Annotated in this window: 10 protein-coding genes; 1 reads left to right on the top strand and 9 read right to left on the bottom strand. The window is 71.9% G+C overall.

What is annotated here, in order from left to right; all coding sequences use genetic code 11:
- Positions 1 to 662: 662 nt before the first annotated feature.
- Entirely contained in the window at positions 663 to 3,404 is a 2,742-nt protein-coding gene (locus tag ACZ4M5_RS31995) for an AAA family ATPase (protein WP_467742104.1), read from the bottom strand.
- A 515-nt stretch (positions 3,405 to 3,919) separates the two neighbouring features.
- Between ACZ4M5_RS31995 and ACZ4M5_RS31990 the strand changes: the two genes are divergently transcribed.
- Positions 3,920 to 5,746, top strand: coding sequence for a transglycosylase domain-containing protein (locus ACZ4M5_RS31990; protein ID WP_467742102.1), 1,827 nt, complete (start codon positions 3,920 to 3,922; stop codon positions 5,744 to 5,746).
- A 25-nt stretch (positions 5,747 to 5,771) separates the two neighbouring features.
- Here the strand turns inward: ACZ4M5_RS31990 and ACZ4M5_RS31985 are convergent, their stop codons facing one another.
- The 8 genes from ACZ4M5_RS31985 to ACZ4M5_RS31950 form a co-directional block, all read right to left on the bottom strand.
- Positions 5,772 to 7,646, bottom strand: coding sequence for a LamG domain-containing protein (locus ACZ4M5_RS31985; RefSeq protein ID WP_467742100.1), 1,875 nt, complete (start codon positions 7,644 to 7,646; stop codon positions 5,772 to 5,774).
- Positions 7,647 to 8,306: 660 nt separating this feature from the next.
- Positions 8,307 to 9,317, bottom strand: coding sequence for an NAD-dependent epimerase/dehydratase family protein (locus tag ACZ4M5_RS31980; protein ID WP_467742098.1), 1,011 nt, complete (start codon positions 9,315 to 9,317; stop codon positions 8,307 to 8,309).
- Positions 9,318 to 9,376: 59 nt separating this feature from the next.
- A complete protein-coding gene (locus ACZ4M5_RS31975) occupies positions 9,377 to 10,447 on the bottom strand; it encodes a Gfo/Idh/MocA family protein (protein ID WP_467742096.1) in 1,071 nt (356 codons plus the stop codon).
- 531 nt (positions 10,448 to 10,978) lie between these two features.
- A complete protein-coding gene (locus ACZ4M5_RS31970; RefSeq protein WP_467742094.1) occupies positions 10,979 to 13,060 on the bottom strand; it encodes a helix-turn-helix transcriptional regulator in 2,082 nt (693 codons plus the stop codon).
- 451 nt (positions 13,061 to 13,511) lie between these two features.
- Positions 13,512 to 14,669 carry an acyl-CoA dehydrogenase family protein gene (locus ACZ4M5_RS31965; RefSeq protein ID WP_467742092.1) on the bottom strand — a complete coding sequence of 386 codons (1,158 nt, stop codon included), beginning with the start codon at positions 14,667 to 14,669 and terminating at the stop codon, positions 13,512 to 13,514.
- Between the two features lie 12 nt (positions 14,670 to 14,681).
- Positions 14,682 to 16,277 carry a 5-guanidino-2-oxopentanoate decarboxylase gene (locus ACZ4M5_RS31960; RefSeq protein ID WP_467742090.1) on the bottom strand — a complete coding sequence of 532 codons (1,596 nt, stop codon included), beginning with the start codon at positions 16,275 to 16,277 and terminating at the stop codon, positions 14,682 to 14,684.
- A complete protein-coding gene (locus ACZ4M5_RS31955) occupies positions 16,274 to 17,080 on the bottom strand; it encodes an SDR family oxidoreductase (protein ID WP_467742088.1) in 807 nt (268 codons plus the stop codon). The genes ACZ4M5_RS31960 and ACZ4M5_RS31955 overlap by 4 nt, the downstream gene beginning before the upstream one ends.
- Positions 17,077 to 19,155 carry an acetate--CoA ligase family protein gene (locus ACZ4M5_RS31950; protein WP_467742086.1) on the bottom strand — a complete coding sequence of 693 codons (2,079 nt, stop codon included), beginning with the start codon at positions 19,153 to 19,155 and terminating at the stop codon, positions 17,077 to 17,079. The genes ACZ4M5_RS31955 and ACZ4M5_RS31950 overlap by 4 nt, the downstream gene beginning before the upstream one ends.
- Positions 19,156 to 19,295: the final 140 nt, after the last annotated feature.

Genomic DNA, 19,295 nt, shown 5'->3' with positions numbered 1-19,295 from the left:
GGCCGGCACGGCGGACTGTCCCCCGGGCGGGTGCGACTCCGGCGACCAAAGTCTTCGAATAGGTCCGACGGCCCTCAGCTTCAGGCAGCGGGGTACTGTCCGGATCCACGGCGAGTCATGGCGGTGGCTGGGCGTCGCGGCGACAGCCGACCGAGACTCCAAAGGCTTGCTTCCTTACCGGGCACCTATATCGATGACACGGTCCCTTCGGTCCCTACGCCTGCGCTCCAACCCCTGTCACCTGCGCGAAGAGGGACGGAGGGCAAGGGCCGAAGCGAAGGCCGAGTCCCCCATGCTCCCGCCGTCAGAGCGGGAGGGATACGCTGGGGATCCGGCACCTGCGTTCTGGTTGGGCCACCTCAAGATGGAGCCGCGCCTTCCAGGACGGAACCAACCGGGTCGAGGAGCGGCAGATCTGCGTCACCGTCTCGAACCGCTCACAGGGCGTCCTGCGGCGATGCGCTTCGGCTCGCCCTCGAGGTGCTGTCCGGAGCGGACAGTGGCCCTGGGAGACGCGCGGAGACGGTGTCCGATACACCCCGAGAAGAGCACCGGAGCTCCAGTCAGACAAACACCCTGGCCGCGCCCCATGGCCTGCCCCTTGCGTATGGCGCGGTCACGACACATGCGGTGCCGTGACGTGACCGGCACGAGCTGACAGCTCAGGCGGTCAAAGCCTGTACGAGATCACGCAGTTGACGCCGGTTCCGCAGCTGCCCTTTGGCGTACATCTTCCCCAGGTAATACTCCACGGTCTTGGTACTGAGATACAGCTCCTTCGCGATCTCGCGGTTCGTCCAACCGCGCGCTACCAGTCGGGCCGTGTCCTTTTCACGGTCGGTCAGCTCGCTCCAGAATCGCTCCGCTTCCGCCGTCCGGTCCGGCGCGGCGTCCTCGCTGCTCAGGGCGAGGCACTGTTCGAGCCATGGCTGAGCTTGGAGCCCGCGGAATGTTCGCTCCGCCGCCGTCAGGTGGGTCCGGGCCTCACCGGTGTCGCCCAGCTCAATCAGCGCACGGCCGAAGTCGTAGCGCAGCAGGGAGCGATGGACCAGCGGCTCGCCACCGACGGGCGGTTCGGCGAGACCGTCGCGGTAGGCCCGGACCGCCTGGTGAGTCTCACCCCGGGCGTGGAGGATGGTGCCCAGCAGCCACTGTCGCGCAACGACCGGCATGGCTCCCGTCGGTTCGATCTCCTCCAGTGCCGTCAGTGCTTCCTCGGCCCATGGCAATCGGCCGGCGCGAGCGCAGGCGACTCCCAGGAGAGGAAGGAACCACGTCCCGTAGAGGGAGATCCGCCCGACGTTCGCTGAGTCGTCTTGCGCCCTTCGCATCCGTGTCACTGCCTCCGGCCAGTCCTGCCGCAGGAACGCGGCGAGGCCGGCGGACTGCAGCACATGGAAGGCAGGTGCGGAGAAGTCCGTGTTCCTGGCGATGGCCTCGGCCGCGGTTAGGTCGGCAGCCACCGCCTCCCAGCGCCCCCGGCACGCGTAGAGAGTGGCGCTCATGGTGTGGAGCATCCCGAAGTCCACGTCTCGCCCGGAGACCTGGGCCTCGTCGAACGCCAGCGACACGGTGCGCCGGGCCTCCTCCCACTCCCCCAGCAGGAAGTGACACGTGGCGGCATGCACCCTGGCGGCGAAGTTGGTGCGCCGGGTGAGTCCTGGGGCGGTCGTGCGGGCCATCACGCGCAGGTCCGACAAAGCTTGGACCAGTTGCCCGGACAGGCCTCTGAGAATGCCCCGGCACGTGAGCGCGTCCAGGTCTGCTGGCGCAACGTCCGCCGGGTTCGGCCTGAGATGGGTCAGCAGCCGAAGCCCTTCAGCCGGGCCGTGCGATAGGGCTGCCCCGTAGGCGAGGTTGGCCCAGGCCTCGCCGATGACCATCGGATCGGAGGTCCGGGCCAGGGCGTACCGGGCGGAGCGGGCGGACTGCTCGCCCAGGCCGAGGGAACGTTGCAGAGTTGCCAGGTCGCCCGCAGCGCGGGCCGCCGCCTCCTCGTCGACTCCGGCGAAACCGTCCCGGGCCAAGCGAAGATACTCCGCCGCACTGACATCGCGTCCCCGGGCGTATTCGAGGAAGCCGAGGGCTTCCTGCTTGTGGGGTGACGCCGAGCGGGCCTCGACGCGTGAGGCGTAGGCCAGGGCGGCGGCGTACTGCCCGCTGACGACGAGAAGCCGCACCGCCTGCAGCAGAGCCGCGCCGCGGGTGTCAGGGTCAGGGGAGATGACCGACACCGCCAGGAGGTACTGCGCCGCGAGCGACAGGTCCCCTGCGGCGGACTCCCGCTTCGCGTCTCGGCCCAGCCGGTCCGCAAGTTCCGCGTCGTAGGAGGTCAGGGCTGCGACGCGATGGCGCCATCGCCGTGGCGGAGCAACGTTCTCGGCGGCCGCGCGGTGCAGCTTTCTGCGCTCGGGCAGGGAAAGGGAGGAGTACAACGCGTCGCGCTGGCCGGAATGGATGAGGTGCAGGCTCGGTTCCCCAGCCTCGTCACGCCAGGTGACCGCGCCCGCCGTCACCAGATCGTCAATGTGCTGGAGCACGTTGTCGTCCTGGGTCAACCGCTGCAGCAGCGGAACGGTCGCAGGGGCGTCCAGCACTGCCAGCACGTCGAGCAGCAGCCGTCCGGCCGGGGGGAAGGAGCGGGACCATTCCCGCACCGCCTCGGCCAGCGACGGCGGCATCTCGGTCAGCGTCGGCCGGTCGGGCAGCGAGCCGCCCTCCGACGCGGAGAGGAGCGCTTTGAGGTACAGCGGATTGCCGTCGCTCCACCGGCTGATCCGCAGCAGCTGGGATTCGGGCACGGCCGGGTGTCCCCGCGCGGCCAGGTACTCCTGCACGGCTTGCGGGGAAAGACCGCCGAGCTCGAGCTGGGTGACACCCTTGATGCTTCCGGTGAAACCCAAGTCGCTCTTGGTGCGGCGAACCTGCTCGGTGACGACCAGAGAGAGGAGGTGATCGTGCATCATCCGCAGCACCGCGAACCCGATGGCCTGGAGCGAACTCGCATCGACCCAGTGGGCATCCTCGATCACCAGGGCCGTGGGACTGTCCCCCCGGAAGTCGTCGAGTACGTTGATGAGTGCGCCACCTGCGGCCATGACGCTGCTGGTTTCCGGCACGAGGTTGGCCCGGCGCTGATCCAGAGGTAGTCCGCCGCGGGCATTCTGGATCATCCGGTTGAGCGCGGCGTACTTGATGAGCCGTTCGGTCGGCACGCCCGTGACGCTCAGCACGCGGAAGTCCGGGATCTTGCGGCAGAAGGCCGCTGTGAAGGTGGTTTTGCCGATACCGGCCGGTCCGGAGAGGAAGACGACTTGTGCTTCCTGATGGCGAGCCCGGTCCGCGATGTGGAGCAATCGCGCCAGTTCGTCGTCGCGTCCCACGATCCCCGACTGCGCCGTCATGAGCGAGCATGCTACGCACGCGGTGCCGTGCGCGCATGTCGATGGCCGCTAAATGGAGCAACTTCGTGTCGGCCTATGGCTGGCGCCGAGTGCTCACCCGAGGTGAGTGAACCGCGAAACCGGCGGTGGTTGCGGGCCGGGTGCCGGACGGTACGGCGACCGCCCGATCCCTTGGTGTGTCGGGCCTACCGCTCGCTGGACAAGCTCACGCAACAGCGTCGCCCGCCGTTGCGTGACGTTCGTCACGGCGTGCGGCGTCGTCAAGCGGTGTGCGCCGTCCGTTCCCCTGGGCGGGCCCGCCACACGCGCGCGACCCATTTGGGGAACGACCAGGGAGGAGACCGCCCATGACCGCACACCGGCGTCCGTCGGGGTCCAGGCCCAGGCCGGCCGGCCGACCGCATCGCAGCGCCGGGAGCGGTGGTCACCGCAGGAGGCGACGGTGGGTCGACTACCCCCGCCACGGCAGGTCCGGCCCGCGCCGCTGGTTCCCGTCCTGGCGGTTGGTGTCCGGCATGCTGCTGGCCGGTGTAGCCGCGCTTGCGGGGCTCGGTGCCGCCTTGTACCTCTACGTCGACATCCCCGACCAGAACACCGAGGTGCGGCATGAGGCCAACGTCTACTACTGGGCCGACGGCAGCCACATGGTCAGTGTCGGCTCGGTGAACCGGCGCAACGTGCCCCTGTCTCAGGTGCCCCGATCCGTGCGGCATGCAGTCCTCGCCGCGGAGAACGCCGACTTCTACAGCGACTCGGGCGTCTCGGTCGGCGGCATGGCACGCGCAATCGTCAACATGGCCCGCGGGCAGGAGACGCAGGGTGGATCCACCATCACCCAACAGTATGTGAAGAACACGTACCTGACCCAGGATCAGACCGTGTCAAGGAAGGTGCAGGAACTGGCCATCTCCCTCAAGCTGGACAACGGCACCTCCAAGGACGACATCCTCCAGGGATATCTGAACACCAGCTGGTTCGGCCGCGGTTCCTACGGCATCCAGGCGGCGGCCAACGCGTACTACGACGTGGACGTCGAGCAGCTTGACCCCTCTCAGGGCGCCTTCCTCGCGGCGCTGCTCAAGGGCGGCAACGAGTTCGACCCGTTCCAGGGTGAGGCACAGCGGCGGCGGGCCGAGGAGCGCTGGGCGTGGATCCTGGACCGCGAGGTCGCACTGGGCATGATGAATCGCGCGGAACGCTCGCGCTACACGAAATTTCCCATGCCGCGCCGGCAAACTCTGGCCACCAATCTCGGCGGCCAGACCGGCTATCTGGTTGACCTAGCCAAGCGGTACGTCAAGAAGCGGACCGGGCTCACCGATGCCGAACTCGACCAGGGCGGCTACCAGATCCACACCACATTCGAGAGGAACGCTATGCGGCGGCTGGGGCGGTCCGTCGAGGACGCCCTGCGCGAGATCCGCCCCGCCCGGCGCGCGAAGGACCGGCATGTGCAGGTGGGGGCGGCGTCCGTGCGGCCGGGTGACGGCGCGATAGTCGCGGTCCACGGAGGTGCCGACGCACTGAGGCAGTTCACCAACAACGCCGACACGGCCGGTGTCCCGGCGGGTTCGGTGTTCAAGCCGTTCGTGCTGGCCGCCGGGATGCAGTACGGCGTCCGCACGAAGAGCGGCAGGGTCTTGCGCTTCTCGCCCGAGAGCCACTACGACGCCGCCGGGGCATTCCGTCTGGGCGGGCTGCCGGCCGTCCCGGGCCGGCCGGGTACGGCCCCGGCCCCGACCTCTGATTTTCCGACGCTGCGGCAGGCGCTGGTCTCCTCCGCCAATGTGACTTTCCGGCGCCTGGGCGCCGACACGGGCCTGAAGCAGGTGCGACGGCTGGCCGTCGACGCGGGGATGCTGCGCGGCACCATGGCACCGCTCGACGCGGAATTCCCGCTCGGTACGTCATCGCCCAGCACCATCCGGGTCGCCACCGCCTATGCCACGCTCGCCCATGGTGGGACGCGGCACGAGCCGTACTCGGTGACGAAGGTGCTGCGCAGGGGGGAACGGCTGGCGGGGTTCTCCCGGCCGCGCGGCAGCAGGGCCATGGACGAGACCGTCGCCCGGCAGGTGACCTCGGTGCTGCGTGACGCGGCCGCGGACACGACGGGCCCGGGTGGCCGCCTCGCCGGCATGGCCACGGGCGACCGGGAGACTCAGCGGGTCGCCTGGTTCGCTGGCTACGGAGACGACCTGGCCACCGCAGTCACGCTGTTCCGCGCCGAACCCGGCAAGGCCCTGCTGCCGCTGGCCGGCACCGGGGGGACCGGGCGGGCCAGCGCGCAGCGGCTGCCTGGAAGGATCTGGGCCTCTTACATGAAGGCCATGTCCCGGTGAGCGCGCGTCCGGTTGCCCGGCGGGGTCAGCGGTTGTGCGCGGCGGAGACGAGGTCCTTGATCTGCGCGGGGCCGAGGGCTTCCTGGAAGACCCGTACGTCGTCCAGGTAGCCCTGGAACAGGTCGACGCCGGTACCGCCGCGTTGGCCGCGTCCCACGGTGAAGGGCCCGTCGGCCCGCCAGGTGGTGGTGTGGCTGCCGGTGCTCTGAAGCGTGCCGTTGACATACAGCCGCAGCTGCCGCTTGTCGGCGTCGTACACGCCGGTGAGGTGCTGCCAGCCGTTCACCGCGACCGGGCCGGCGGAGCGGACTGCGTCCCACGCCGCGTTCGGGGAATCCGCGCCGCCCATGGTCATGCGCCAGCGGTTCTCGGCGCCGGAGTACTGCAGGAGGAACCCACTGACATTCGTTCCGTCCTGTGCCGCGACGGTGTAGGTCCCGCCGCCGGGTTCCGGCCGTGCCCAGGCCGAAACCGTGAAACTACGGGAGGTGTCCAGCACGGCCCGGGTGGTCCGGACATGGCTCTTGCCATCGAACCAGACTGAGCCTTCGCGGTCCGGCCGCCAGTCGACGTAGCCGTGGTACTCGCCCGGCCGGCCGAACGACGATGTGTCCCTTGGCCGGGCTCCCCAGGTGCGGAAGTCCCAGCGCAACCGGGCCTGCGCGAGGTCAAGGCGGGCGGGCGTGCGGGGTTTCCCCGACGAGGACGGCCGGCCCGCACGGGATGACGGGGAGGGTTCGGGTCCGGATGGCGGGGTGGAGGAAGGAATGTCGATGAGATCGCCGGGCTGCGGGGCAGCGGGCCGCGGGAACTGGTGCCACTTGTCCGAGTGCTCCCCCGTCCGGGCCGTGCGGGTCGTGGCAACCGGGTCCGGGGAGCGGGTGGCCATCAGTCCCACGCCGGTCACGGCCAGGACTGTGGCGACGGCCAGGGCGGCCCACCACAGGCGCCGCTCGCCGCGCCAGGGAACGGGCCGGTGCGCCCCGGCGGCGGCGCGGGCCGCGGGTAGCAGCCGCTGTCCCGCGCGCTCCTGGCGGTACTGCTGTCCGCCCCAGGGGAGCAGCTCCTGAGCCAGCAGCGGTGCCCACTGCCCCGTGTGCAGCCGCATCAGATCGCGAGACGCCCTTGCGCAGTCCGTGCAGCCCCGTACATGTGCCGTCAGTTCGCCGGCGTCCCGCACCGGGCGGTCGAGTCCCGTTCGGGCCGTCGTCAGCACTAGACGGCTGTAGGGGCGGCACCCGGGTGACACGGACTCCTCATGCATCCACCCGTACACGGCACGGAACTCAGCCTCCGCGATCTCGCTCCACCGCCGCACGACGGTGGTGGAGCTGCCGGTGCAGCGCGCGGCCAGGGCGAGGTCCTCCCCCTCGACGAGGACGTGCCACAGCACAGCCTGCAGTCGGCCGGGCAGTCCGCGGAACGCCGCGACGAGCAGCGGTACGCCCCCGGTGCCGTCGTCCGTCGGCACCGGGACGGGTATCTCCCCGTGGTTGCCTTCCAGCCAGGTGAGCAGGTCGGGGACGAGGTGGCGGCGGGCATCCGCACCGCTCCACGTGGCGGCCGTGTGCAGGACCATGTTGAGCAGGTGAGGCCGCCATGCGCTGTCGTCGTCCTGCAAGAACGACTGTGCCGCCGCGCGCTGGGCGGAAGCGCGGAGCAGTTCGGCGGCGGCCGTGGTCGTGGTGCACCGGGCCGCGTAGGCAGTCACCGCGACGTCGTGGCGGTTGGCCAGTTCCCTGGCGGCCGTCTCCTGGTCGAGCGGGTCCGCGGTGGCGGACGGCGCGAACGCCGCGCGCACCAGATCACGGTCGCTCGGTCCCGTCCCGCCCGGGTAGGAGGCGGGGGGCGGGGTGGCAGGGCCGGCGGTGTGGGGGAGCCGGCACCCGAACTGGGGCACGTCGTTTCTCCTGGGGGGATGTGGTCGCTCGTCGAGGCGGGTCCCCGGCTCGCGCGCGTTCCCGTCGCCCAGTCGCCGTACGACGTCCTGACGGTTGCCCCGACCCGCGCGGTCGGCGGCGTGAGCACCGCGGGCCGGGGACTTCGCCGCGCGGGGATCACGGCGAAGTCCCGGACCACCGTGCCACACCAGGACATCGCAGCCCAGCTCCAGCCTCGTGTGCCGGAGGCGCCTTCCGCACGGTGGAAAGACCGGTCGGACGGTTTCCGCACGGTCAGGGGCCCTGCAGCGTGGGAGGGCGTCCGGGCCCGGTCTGGGGAACTGCTCGCCACTCACGAGCACTTGGAGCGCGAAGGAGGGACAAGCGGCAGCTGTGCCCGCCCCGTCCGGCGTGCTTCGTCTCAGGCCCGCCAGGTGCCTCGGGGCGCAAGGGAGGCCACCGGCCGCTCGGGTCCCTGGTCGCCCTGGGTGAGCGCGCCCGGAGGGAGCAACGTGTGAACGTGGGGCCGCAGATCGGTGCCCCGAAGACTCGTGCTCGGGATCTCGGCGATCGCCTTACAGCGCTGACATCGCTCGTCGTCATCACCCGCTGACAGCGGAGGCGTCCGGGTGTGCCCTGCCCGGACGTCGCGGCCCGGCGCCCTGGGCGCGCCAGCCCTGTCAGCGGGGCCGGTGTGCCTCGATCAGCTGCTCCATGATCGCCTCGCGTCGGGTGTCCACGACACGACGGGCGGGGTCCTCGTCGTACCAGGTGACGATCTCCCGGGCGCCCTGCGCGAAGGGCACGGACGCCGTGAACTCCGGCACGAGTCGACGAATCTTGGTGTTGTCGAACACCATCGAGTGGGCCTTGTCGCCCAGGAGGTCCTCACCCCAGGCCGGGTCGGCGGCGGCGATCGCGTCGGAGGGCACGTGCACCAGCCGCGGCTCGTCCACGCCGGCGGCCGCGGCCACGATCCGGTGGATCCGGTCCCAGCTCAGCACCTCGTCGCTGGTGATGTGAAAGGTCTCCCCCAGCGCCCCGGGGTTGCTGAGGAGCCCCGTCAAGCCCAGCGCGAAGTCGGTGTGGTGGGTCAGGGTCCAGAGGGAGGTGCCGTCGCCGTGGACCATCACCTCCTTGCCCTGCCGCATCCGCTCCACCACGGTCCAGCCACCGTCGAAGGGCACGGCGGTACGGTCGTAGGTGTGGGAGGGCCGTACGACGGTGACCGGAAGGCCTCGGTCTCGGTGGACCCGAGCGAGCAATTCCTCGCAGCCGATCTTGTTCCGGGCGTAGGCGGAGTGCGGGTTGTGCAGCCGCGCCGTCTCGGGGACCGGGACCCGCGTGGCGGGCCGCTCGTAGGCGGCGGCCGTGGCGATGAACATGTACTGGCCGGTGCGCCCGGCGAACAGGTCGACGGACCGGGCGACATGCTCGGTGGTGAAGCCCAGGAAGTCCACGACGACATCGAACTCCCGGCCGCTTAGGGCCGCGTGCACCCGGGCACTGTCTCGGACGTCGGCCGTGATGACAGTGGCGCCCTCGGGCGCCGGCCGCGCGGTGGAGACACTCCGGTTGAGCAGGTGTACCTCGGCGCCGAGTTCGGCGGCGCGTGCGGCGCATGCCGAGCTGATCACTCCCGTACCGCCGATGAAGAGGACGCTCCGGCCCTTGATGTGGTTCGTGGTCATTGGGGTTGCCGCTCCTCAGAGTGGGGGACGGTGGCTCTCGGGGTGTGGTAGACGCCGGGTTACTCGCCGGGGAACGTCACGCCCAAGTCGGCGCGGATCCGGTCGAGGGCCCGCATGACGCGCAGTGTCTCGTCGAGGGGCATGAGGTCCGACTCAGTCCTGCCGGCGGCCACGCACCTGGCCGCTTCGGCGGCCTCGTAGCACAAACCCCCGTCGCGCCGGTCGGGGACGTGACGGCCGAGCAGTTCGCCTGACCGCCCGATCAGGCGCACCGCCGCCGGGGCATAGAAGGCGCCCTCGATCTCCAGCCGTGCGCGCGTTCCCGAGATCGAGGCGGTGGTCGGGGTGGTGGCGTACAGCGAGGTATTGAGCACGCCGTGCGCACCGGCTTCGTTGGTGACGACGACCGACACCTGCCCGTCGACGCCGGTGGCGGTGGTGTCCCCGACGGTGGTGAGTGAGGCGAACGGGCCGAGCACCATGGACGCGAACGAGACCGGGTAGACGCCGAGGTCCAGCAGGGCTCCGCCGGCCAGTCCGGGGGCGAACAAGCGGTGGGCGGTGGCTGGGTCCATGAATTGACCGTGGTCCGCGGTCACCGTGCGCACCTCGCCCAGCAGCCCGAGGTCGAGCACCTGGCGGACGACGTCGATGTGCGGCAGGAAGCGCGTCCACATGGCCTCCATGCAGAGCACGCCGTTGGCGCGGGCGGTGTCGATGAGCTGCTCGGCCTCGCGCGCGTTGCGGGTGAAGGCCTTCTCGACGAGGACGTGCTTGCCGGCTTCGACGGCCTGCATGGCGTGCGCGTGGTGCTCGGAGTGCGGTGAGGCGATGTACACGATGTCGACACGTACGTCGTCGAGGACCTCGGGGTAACTGCCGTAAGCCGCCGGTATGCCGAACCGGTCGGCAAAGGCGCGGGCCCGCGCGGCGTCGCGCGAGCCGACCGCCACGATGCGCTGCTTGGTGTGGGCGCGCAGCGCCCCGACGAACGACGCGGCGATTCCGCCCGGGGCGATCACACCCCAGTGCAGGACGGGCGCGTCGCGCGGGGAGGGCGTCCGGGGTGCGGGCAGCACCGTGCGGGTGGTGCGGTCCGCAGGTCCGTCGGCCTTGCGGGTCTGCGGCATGTGGCTCCTCTGCGGAGATGTACGGGCGGGATGCGCACGGCGTGGGAATGCGGCTCTGGACTCCCGGCGGGGCGGCGTCACTGGCGCCGGGCCGGTGTGCGGGGCGGGACCAGCCCAGCTCCACCGCGCTTTCCGCGTCAGCGACGGGCACCGGGGTTTGGCCATGCAAGCGGATCACGGAAGGGGACGCAAGCCCATCCCTCGGGGTGCGGCCCTGTACGCAGTCACGACCCCGGACGCACGGTGTATTGCTCAGGCGGGTTGGGCATTGCCTCGCAGGCCGGGGCGCGGGGGTGCGCGTCTCCGCCCTCGCGGCTTGCGGCACCGGACCACACGCTGCCCACGGGCCGTGTGGCGTTCTCGTGCCGTCCCGGCCGTCGCCACGAGGCGAGCGAGATCGACCGCTCGCCGGGCGGCTGGGGACACGGCGACGCGGCGCACGCCGGCCAACGACCTGCACGACATCCCCACCGGCACGCGAAGCTCGTCGGTCGCGCCTGATGACCCGCTGTCGTTGGCTCCGGGGTGTGCTCACCCCGGGAGCGGGCGGTCCGCAGTCTGGTCCTCGTCACGGCTGGCCCACCACTGGCGCAGTTCGTAGCGGGAGCGGATGCCGAGCTTGCCGTAGATGTTGCCGAGGTGGAAGCCGACCGAGGCGGGGGTGACGAACAGGCGGAGGGCCACCTCGCGGTTGGTCAGGCCGCCGCTGACGAGGCGGGCCACCTCCGTCTCCCTGGCGGTGAGTGTGAACGGCTTGGTTCGGCCCGGTACGCGCAAGGTGCGCAGCCCGGCGGCGCACCGCAGGCGCAGCGGCTCGGCGTCGATCTGCCCGGCGACCGTCCAGGCCGCGCGGTAGCGGTCGACCGCGTCGCGGCGACGGCCCGTCGCCGCGAGGAAATCGGCGTGGTCCGCCTGGTATCGGGCGTAGTACCAGGGGGCCACCGACTCGAAGGACGCCGCGGCCTCGTCGGCCTGTGCGTAGAGCCGGGCGGTGGCCTCGCGGGAGCCGGTGAGCGCGGTGGCGCGGGCGTCCACCCAGAACGTGCAGGCCCGCACCCACGGCGGCAGGCCGGCCGCCTCGGCCCGCAGGGAGTCGAGGAGTGCGGCGGCGAGGGCACCGTCCCCCGCTGTGACTGCGGCGCGGGCCAGCTCTACCTTGCGCCAGGGCAGCAGCGGGCCGGAGAGCACGTCCAGTCCGAGACGGTGTTCGCCCGCCTTGAGCAGGGCAGCGGTCCGGGTGCCGTCGGCGGTCTCGTCGGTGACGACCGCGTGGAACAGCCGCGCGGCGGCGTCGAGGGCGGACGGCTCGACCGGCTCGTGACCGCCAGGCCCGGGCGGTGTCGGCGCGTGGCCGCGGCCCACCGCGACCAAGTCGAGCAATTGCCGTCCCCGCGACCGCCACAGCGGTACGGCCGACCGGGCGACGATCCGGCCGGTCGCCTCGGCCGCGCCCCATGCGCCGCGCAGCCACAGGGCATGGCCGCGAACGGTCAGAGCCATCTCCCTGACCGGGTTGCCCGCGGCGTGTACGGCGGTGTCGAGAGCGGCACGCACCGCCACCTCGCTGCCCTCGGGGTCGCCAGCCTCCAGTCGCAGCCACGCCTCGGTGACGGCTGCCCGCCCCCGGGTCTGGGCGGTGCGGCGAGGAGCGGACGGCGCACCGGCGGTCAGCTCCGCCAGCCCCTGGGCGGGCCCCTCCGCGGAGGCGGTCAGCACAGCGTCCAGGCAGCGCCGTTCGCCCTCCCAGTACGGGTCGCCGGAGTGCGGGGGGTTCCAGTGGGCGAGCGATGCGCGCAGTTCCGCCACCGGAGTTCCAACCAGCCATCGGGCCTCGACGGCCCACACGGCCGCCGCCTCCAGGCCCGCCGGGGCGGGGCCGTCGGCCGGGCCGAACTGCCGGCACGCTTCGCCCAGCCGCGCAGCGCCCTCAACGAACCGGCCCTCCAGGACGGCTAGGCGGCCGGCCAGGGCACGGTGTCGGGCGGCAGCGTCGGGTTCCAGCCGGGTGAGCGCCTGGCGGGCCCGTGCGAGGTCGTGGGCGCGCAGCGCATACTCGGCCGCGTCGGCCGTCCGGCGGGCGGCCGGACCCGAGCCGTCCGACACGTCCGCGGCATGCCGTGCGAGTTCGGCGGCCTGCATGGGCCTACCCGCGGCCACCAGCCGCCGTGCCTGCGCGTCCAGTTGCCGGGCCAGGTCCTCGTCGGGTCCGCAGGCGGCCGCCGCGCGGTGCAGCAGGGCGGCGGCGCCCTGGGCGTGTCGGGCAGCCCATCGGTGGGCGAAGCAGGTCTCCGACGCGCTCATCGTGGCAACAACCAGGGGCCGCATCGGTTCGGCCACCGACACCCGGCCCTCACCGGGGTGCCACACCACCAGTCCCGCCTCCGCGGCGGCCTCGACGACCGAGGCCAGCCCCGGTGCTCGCGCGACGAGTTCGCCGAGCCACTGGAGCGGCACCTCCTCGTCGAGTACGGCCAGACACTGCACCAGCCGGCGGTAGGACCGGGGCAGCCGCACCGCCCGCCCGCCGCTGGGTCCCGTGCCGAATCCAGGCCCGGCGCCGGCGTCCGACCCGGCGCCAGCACCGGCGCTGGACTCGACACCGGATCCGAACATGGCGCTCAAGGCAGACCCGGCACTGGGTGCGGCACCGGATTCGGCGGCTCGACCAGTGCCGGTTTCGTGTCGTGGGGTGGTGAGGAGGCCGTATGGGGTCGTGCGCAGCCACAGGTCGAGACCTTCCGGTACCCGGCTCCCCGGCGTCGAGATGTCCGCGTGCGTCCAGGACGCGAGGTGCCCACCCTCCAGGAGCAGCAGGGCGGCCTTGACGGCCGGCACGGACCCCTCATCGGAGGACGCCGTGCGCGGCCCCACGGGTCCCGGCGGTTCCTCACACCGGGGCCCCGGGGCCGTCGGCGGGGTGTCCGCATGCATGCGGTCCCTCCTCTGCTCGGACATCGCTACACCGCCCAGTACGCAGGCGGTGAAGTGTCTGATCAGCGAGGAGGACACTGGGCGGCAACTGCTCATCGTGACCGAGCGATTGCCGGTCAGATGCTTGTCCGGCTCAAGGGAGGTTGCGGGAGATGACGAGCCTCATGATGTCGGAGGTGCCCTCCTCGATCTCCTCCAGCTTCGCGTCCCGCATCCACTGCTCCATGGGATATTCGCGCGAGTAGCCCCAGCCGCCCATCGTCTGCAGCCCTGCCCAGGTGCAGAACATGGCCGCCTCCGACGCCGTCAGCTTGGCCATGGCGGCCAGTCCGGTGACGTCCCCGCCCGCGTCGACGACCCGCGCGGCGTGCAGGACCTGCAACCGTGCGGCGTGGATGCGGTTGGCCATGTCGGCCAGGCGGAAGGCGACCGCCTGGTGCTCGATGATCGGCTTGCCGAACTGTTCCCGGGTTCGGGCGTAGTCACGAGCGTACTCGTAGGCCGCGCGGGCCGCTCCGACCGCGGCGGCGCCCAGGACGATGCGGGAGATGTCGAAAGTGCGCATCAGCCCGGTGAACCCTTCCCCTTCTGCACCCAGCCGGTCCTCCTCGGGGACGAAGACGTCGCTGAGGAACACCTCCCGGCAGACGATGGCGCGCTGGCCCATCTTTCGCATGGGTTCGCCGACGCTCAGTCCGTCGGTGCCGGCGCGCAGCAGGAAGGCGCTGACGCCCCGCGACCGCAGGGTGGGATCGGTCTTGGCGAAGACGACGTAGAAGCTGGCTGCTCCGGCGTTGGAGATCCACGCCTTCTGCCCGTTCAGGAGATAGCCGCCCGCCACCTTCCTGGCGGTGGTGGTGATGGAGGCGGCGTCGGATCCGGAGCCTGGTTCGGTGGTGGCCAGCGACGTCATGGGCGCGTCCGGGCCGACCAGGGGACCCAGCCAGCGCTCCTTCTGCTCCTTGGTGCCGAGGGCCAGCAACGGGTCGGCGAAGAACCCGTTCGAGCAGAGCAGGTTGCCGATGCCGGGGTCGCCGAAGCAGAGCTCCTCCTGCACCAGGCACTGGGTGAAGACGTCGGTGAAGCCTCCGCCGCCCAGTTCGTCGGGGAGCATGAAGTCAGTGATGCCGACCTTCGCGGCGGCGCGCCACAGGCCGACGGGCGTCTCGACGTCCGCCTCGTCCACCTCGCGGCCGCGCGGCCGGATCTCGTTGCGGGCGAAGTCACGGCACAGGTTTACGACAGCACGCTGTTCGTCGGTCAGCGGCCAGGGTTCTCTCAGGTCGTTCATGCTGCTCCAATCTCAGGCGGCGGCCGGTTCCATCAGGTGGATCAGGGTGGGCCGGTCGGCCTCCAGGGCCGCGCCCAGTGCGCGGACCAGCTGTTCCTCGTCGTCGACGCGTACGCCGTGGCAGCCCATGGCGCGGGCTGCCAGGGCGAAGTCCACTGGCGGCAGGTCCACGGCGTGGACGGGTTCGTCGCGGGCGGCCATCTCGTCGCGTATCTCGCCGTAGCCGCCGTTGTCCACGACGACAACGGGCAGCGGGAGTTCCAGCTGCGCGGCGGTGGCCAGTTCCTGCACGGTGAACATCACTCCGCCGTCGCCGTGCAGGGCGATCACGGGTACCTCGGGGCGGGCCAGCTTCGCCCCGATGGCGGCGGGCAGCCCGTAGCCGAGGGTGCCCAGACCCGTCGGATAGAGGAATGAACGGGGTGTGTAGGCGGGCAGGTTGGACAGGGCGCCGTAGTAGCAGGCCATGGTGGAGTCGCCGGCCAGAACACCCTCGCGTCCCAGGGTCGTGGCCAGGGCGCGGGTCAGGCCCAGGTGGGTGGTGCCCTCGGTGCGGGCCTGGTTTCGATGGTGCTCGCGGGCCCGTGCGGCGCGCTCGACGCCCCGGGCCGCCGCACCGGGGCGGATCAAATGCTCCAGAAGCGAGCCGAGGGCGAGGGCGGCATCGGCGACGAGGGCGACGTCGGGCAGGGCGTTGGCGGTGACGGCTTCGGCGTCGGCGTCGATGCGGATCAGCGGTCCGGGGATGTCGAGCGGCCCGAACCACAGGTCGCTGGGGGCGAGTTCCGTGCCCACCGCGATCACGGCGTCGCTGTCGCGCACCAGCTCGTGCACGGCCTGGTGGTGCAGTCCGGCACCGACGGCCAAGGGGTGGTCGTCGGGCAGGACGCCTTTGCCATTGGCGGTGGTGACGACGGGCGCGCCCAGCCGTTCGGCCAGGGTGCGCAGTTCCGGCGCAGCGCCGTTGCTGCCGCCGCCCGCGACGACGACCGGCCGCACGGCGTCGGCGAGGATCCGCGCAGTGGCCCTGACGTCCGGCAGGGACGGGGCAAGGGGCGGTACCGTGACCGGCTCGACGAGCGTGACCTCGGCCTGTTCGTCGAGCAGGTCCAGGGGAATCTCCAGATGCACGGGACGGGGCCGCCCGGTGGTCATCGCGGCGAACGCCCGGGTGACCGCGACGGGGATCTCATCCACGGCGGTGACCCGGTGGCTGTAGGCGACGACGGCGTCCAGCGCGCCTCGCTGGTTCTTCACCTCGTGCAGGTACCCATTGCCCCGTCCGGGGTGCCGCAGCGGCAGGCCCGGGGAGAGGAACAGCACGGGCACGGAGTCGGAGTAGGCCTGTGCCGCGGCGGTGGCGGCGTTGAGCAGGGCCGGACCTGTGGTGGTCAGGCAGACACCGGGCCGCCCCGAGGCGCGGGCCCAGCCGTCGGCGGCGAAGCCGGCGCCCTGCTCGTGCCGGGGTGTGACAGGGCGGATGCCGTAGCGGGCGAGGGCCGCGTAGATGGGCAGGTTGTGGGTGCCGGGGATACCGAAGACGGTGTGCGTGCCGTGGGCACGCAGCGCCGCGACGAGCGCCTCGCCCCCGGTGAGCTTCTCGGTCATGCTCCGGCTCCGGGATCCGTGTAGACGGGCTTGCCGAGCCACTGCCCGCCGTCGACGGTGAGCACCTCGCCGGTGATGTAGGCGGCGCCGTCGCCCAGCAGGAACGCTGCGGTCCCGGCCACTTCCTCGGGAGTGGTGAAGCGCGCGGCGGGCACGCTGTCGAGGACGCGGGCGCGGGCGTCCTCGGTGGGCCACAGGGCCGCCGAGGCGCCCTCGGTCTCGGTCGGGCCGGGAGCCAGGCAGTTGAGCCGCACGCCTCGTGGGGCCCACTCCACCGCAAGGGTGCGGGTCATGGCGAGCACGCCGGCTTTCGCGGCGGCGCTGTGCACGGTGCCGGGGTGGCCGTGCCATGCGTAGCTGGCGATGACGTTGAGGACGGCGCCGTTGCCCTGGTCGAGCATGTGCCGGGCGGCGGCCCGGGTGCAGTGAAAGGTGCCGTTGAGCACGATGTCGATGACGGCCTTCCAGCCGCCCGGGGAGAGCTTCTCCCCGGGCACGACGAAGTTGCCGGCGGCGTTGTTGACCAGGGCGTCGAGCCGCCCGTGCCGCTGTGCCACGGTGTCCACCACGGTGTCGACCGCGGCGGCGTCACGGACGTCGCAGGCGACGGAGTCGGCGCTGCCGCCGGCGGCCTTGATCAGTTTCACGGTCTCGTTCAGCGCGTCTTCGCGGCGGCCCAGCACGGTGACGTGCCCGCCGCCCGCGGCCCAGCGTTGGGCGACGGCCCGACCGATGCCCGAGCCGCCGCCGGTGACCAGGGCCACCCGTCCAGCGAACTCCTGCGGATGAGTCAGGTGGCTCATGTTTCTCCCTTTATGTCGTGGCCCGGGCCGTCGGCCGGGGCGAGCAGCAGAGCGTCGACGGCGACGGCTCCCTCGGGACCGACCCGCAGCGGGTTGATCTCCATTTCGATCCGGTCGTCCCGGTACCGGGTGATGAGGCGGGAGACCGCCACTACGGCATGCACGAGGGAGTCCAGGTCGGCTGGGGGCGCTCCGCGCCAGCCGGTGAGCAGGGGGGCGCAGCGCAGCCGGAGGATCATCGCCCGGGCCTGTTCCGGGGAGACGGGTGCGCACTCGGTGACGGTGTCGCGGTGCAGCTCGGCCCGGGTGCCGCCGGCGCCGACGGTGACGACCGGGCCGATCCCGGGTGCGCGGCGGGCGCCGACGATCAGCTCGGTGACATCGCGGCGGACGTCCTGCTCCTCCAGCAGGTAGACGCCCTCGCCCAGGCGGGTGCGCATCTCGTCGAAGGCCGCGGTCGCCGCGGCGGCGTCGGCGAGGCCGACGCGCACCCCGCCGGCCTCGGTCTTGTGCTCGAGCCAGGGCGCTTTCAGGACGAACGGCGGCCTCAAATCGGCAAAGGCGGCGAGCAGATGTGCCCGGTCGCGTACCCGGCGCGCCTCGGGGAAGGCGATCCCGGCGGCGAGCAGGTCGGCCCGGGTCTCCCAGAAACCGGTGGGGGCGGAGGTATCGGGGGCGGCAGGAGTGCGCTCCCGCACTGGCCGGGCGTCCAGTTCGATGGCGCCGGCCAGGGCGCCCGAGGCGGCGCCGACGGTGGGGAACACGGGCACACCGAGGTCGCGCAGCAGATCAGCGGCCTCGCCGTCGGCGCCCATGGAGTGCATCACGAGGGCCCGCCCGTAAGTGACCGGCAGCGCGGCCAGGGCAGCGGCCTCGTCCTGCTCGGCCGCGGCCAGGAGGGCGCTGTCCAGTCCATAGCGGCCGAAGTATCCCGACATCAGGACGCTGTCGACCTCTCCGGAGCGCAACAGGGCACGGGCGACCGCGGTGTAGCTGGACAGGTTCTGCTCTCCCGCGCCGGCTAGGTCGACCGGGTTGTCGGTGGCGGCAGTATCCGGCAGCAGGGCGCCGATTTCACCGGCGAGCCGGGTGCTCAGCCGGGGGACGGTGAGTCCGTCGCGGTGGGCGCAGTCGGCGGCTAGCGCTGCCTGTCCGCCGCTGTCGCTGAGCACGGCGATGCGCCGGCCACGGGGAGGCGTGCCCGCGGCGACGCAGGCGGCCACGTCGACCAGCGCGGCGGGAGTGGGCACGCGCAGGGCCCCCGCGGCGCGGCAGGCCGCGTCGACGAGCTCTGCCGGGGAAGTGAGGGCGCTGGTGTGGGAACGGGCGGCGCGGGCGCCCGCCTCACTGTCCCCGGCGCTCAGTACGAGCACCGGTTTGCCCGCCCGGCGCAGCCGTCGTATGGCGGCGAAGACGCGCTCTCCGTCGTCAAAACCCTCGGCGTACAGGGCGACCACGGCCGTGGATGCGTGATCGGCGAGATCGTCGAGCAGCTCCGCCATGGTGACGTCCGACTGGCCGCCGACCGAGACGAAGCGGGAGACGCCCAGACCGGCCGTCCGGGCCAGCTGGGCCAGTTCGCTGCCGACCTGGCCGCTCTGGGAGACGATGGCCAGTCTGCCGGGCTGGAAGTCTCCCCAGGCGATGTGCAGTCGGGCCTCGGCGTCGTACAGGCCAAGGCTGCTCGGGCCGATGATCCTGGCTCCGGCGTCGGTGATGCGAGCGGCCAGCGCGGCCGTGTCGGGGACACCGGCGGTGATGCCGAGGATGCCACGCACGCCGAGACCGAGGGCTTCGTCGATCACGGGGGCGACGTGCGGGGCGGGCACGCACACGGCGACGAGGTCAGGCACCTCGGGCAGCGCTGCGAGCGTGGGCGCGGTCGGGGTGCCGAGGATGTCTCCGCCGCCGCAGGTGACGAGGTAGACGGACCGGTGGTCGCGGCCCGCGAGGGCGCCGCGGGCGAGCCAGTGGCCCCACTTGGCCGGGTTTGACGAGGCGCCGACGACGGCCACCGACGCCGGATCGCGGAACACGGCGAGTGAGGGGTTGCCGGCTGCTGGCGGGTCGGTCATGAATCTCGACTCCTCTTTCGAAGAAGACCGGCGGACCGGAGGTCGCTACTGACTGGTGGCACAGTCAGTAAGACGGATCGTGAGGTGTCGGCCTGCGCCATGTCAATGGCCTCTCATCCCCAGCATGCCCCGGGAGTGAT

This window comes from Streptomyces sp. NPDC026246, assembly GCF_055567995.1.
This window is presented reverse-complemented; position numbering and strand designations above follow the sequence as displayed.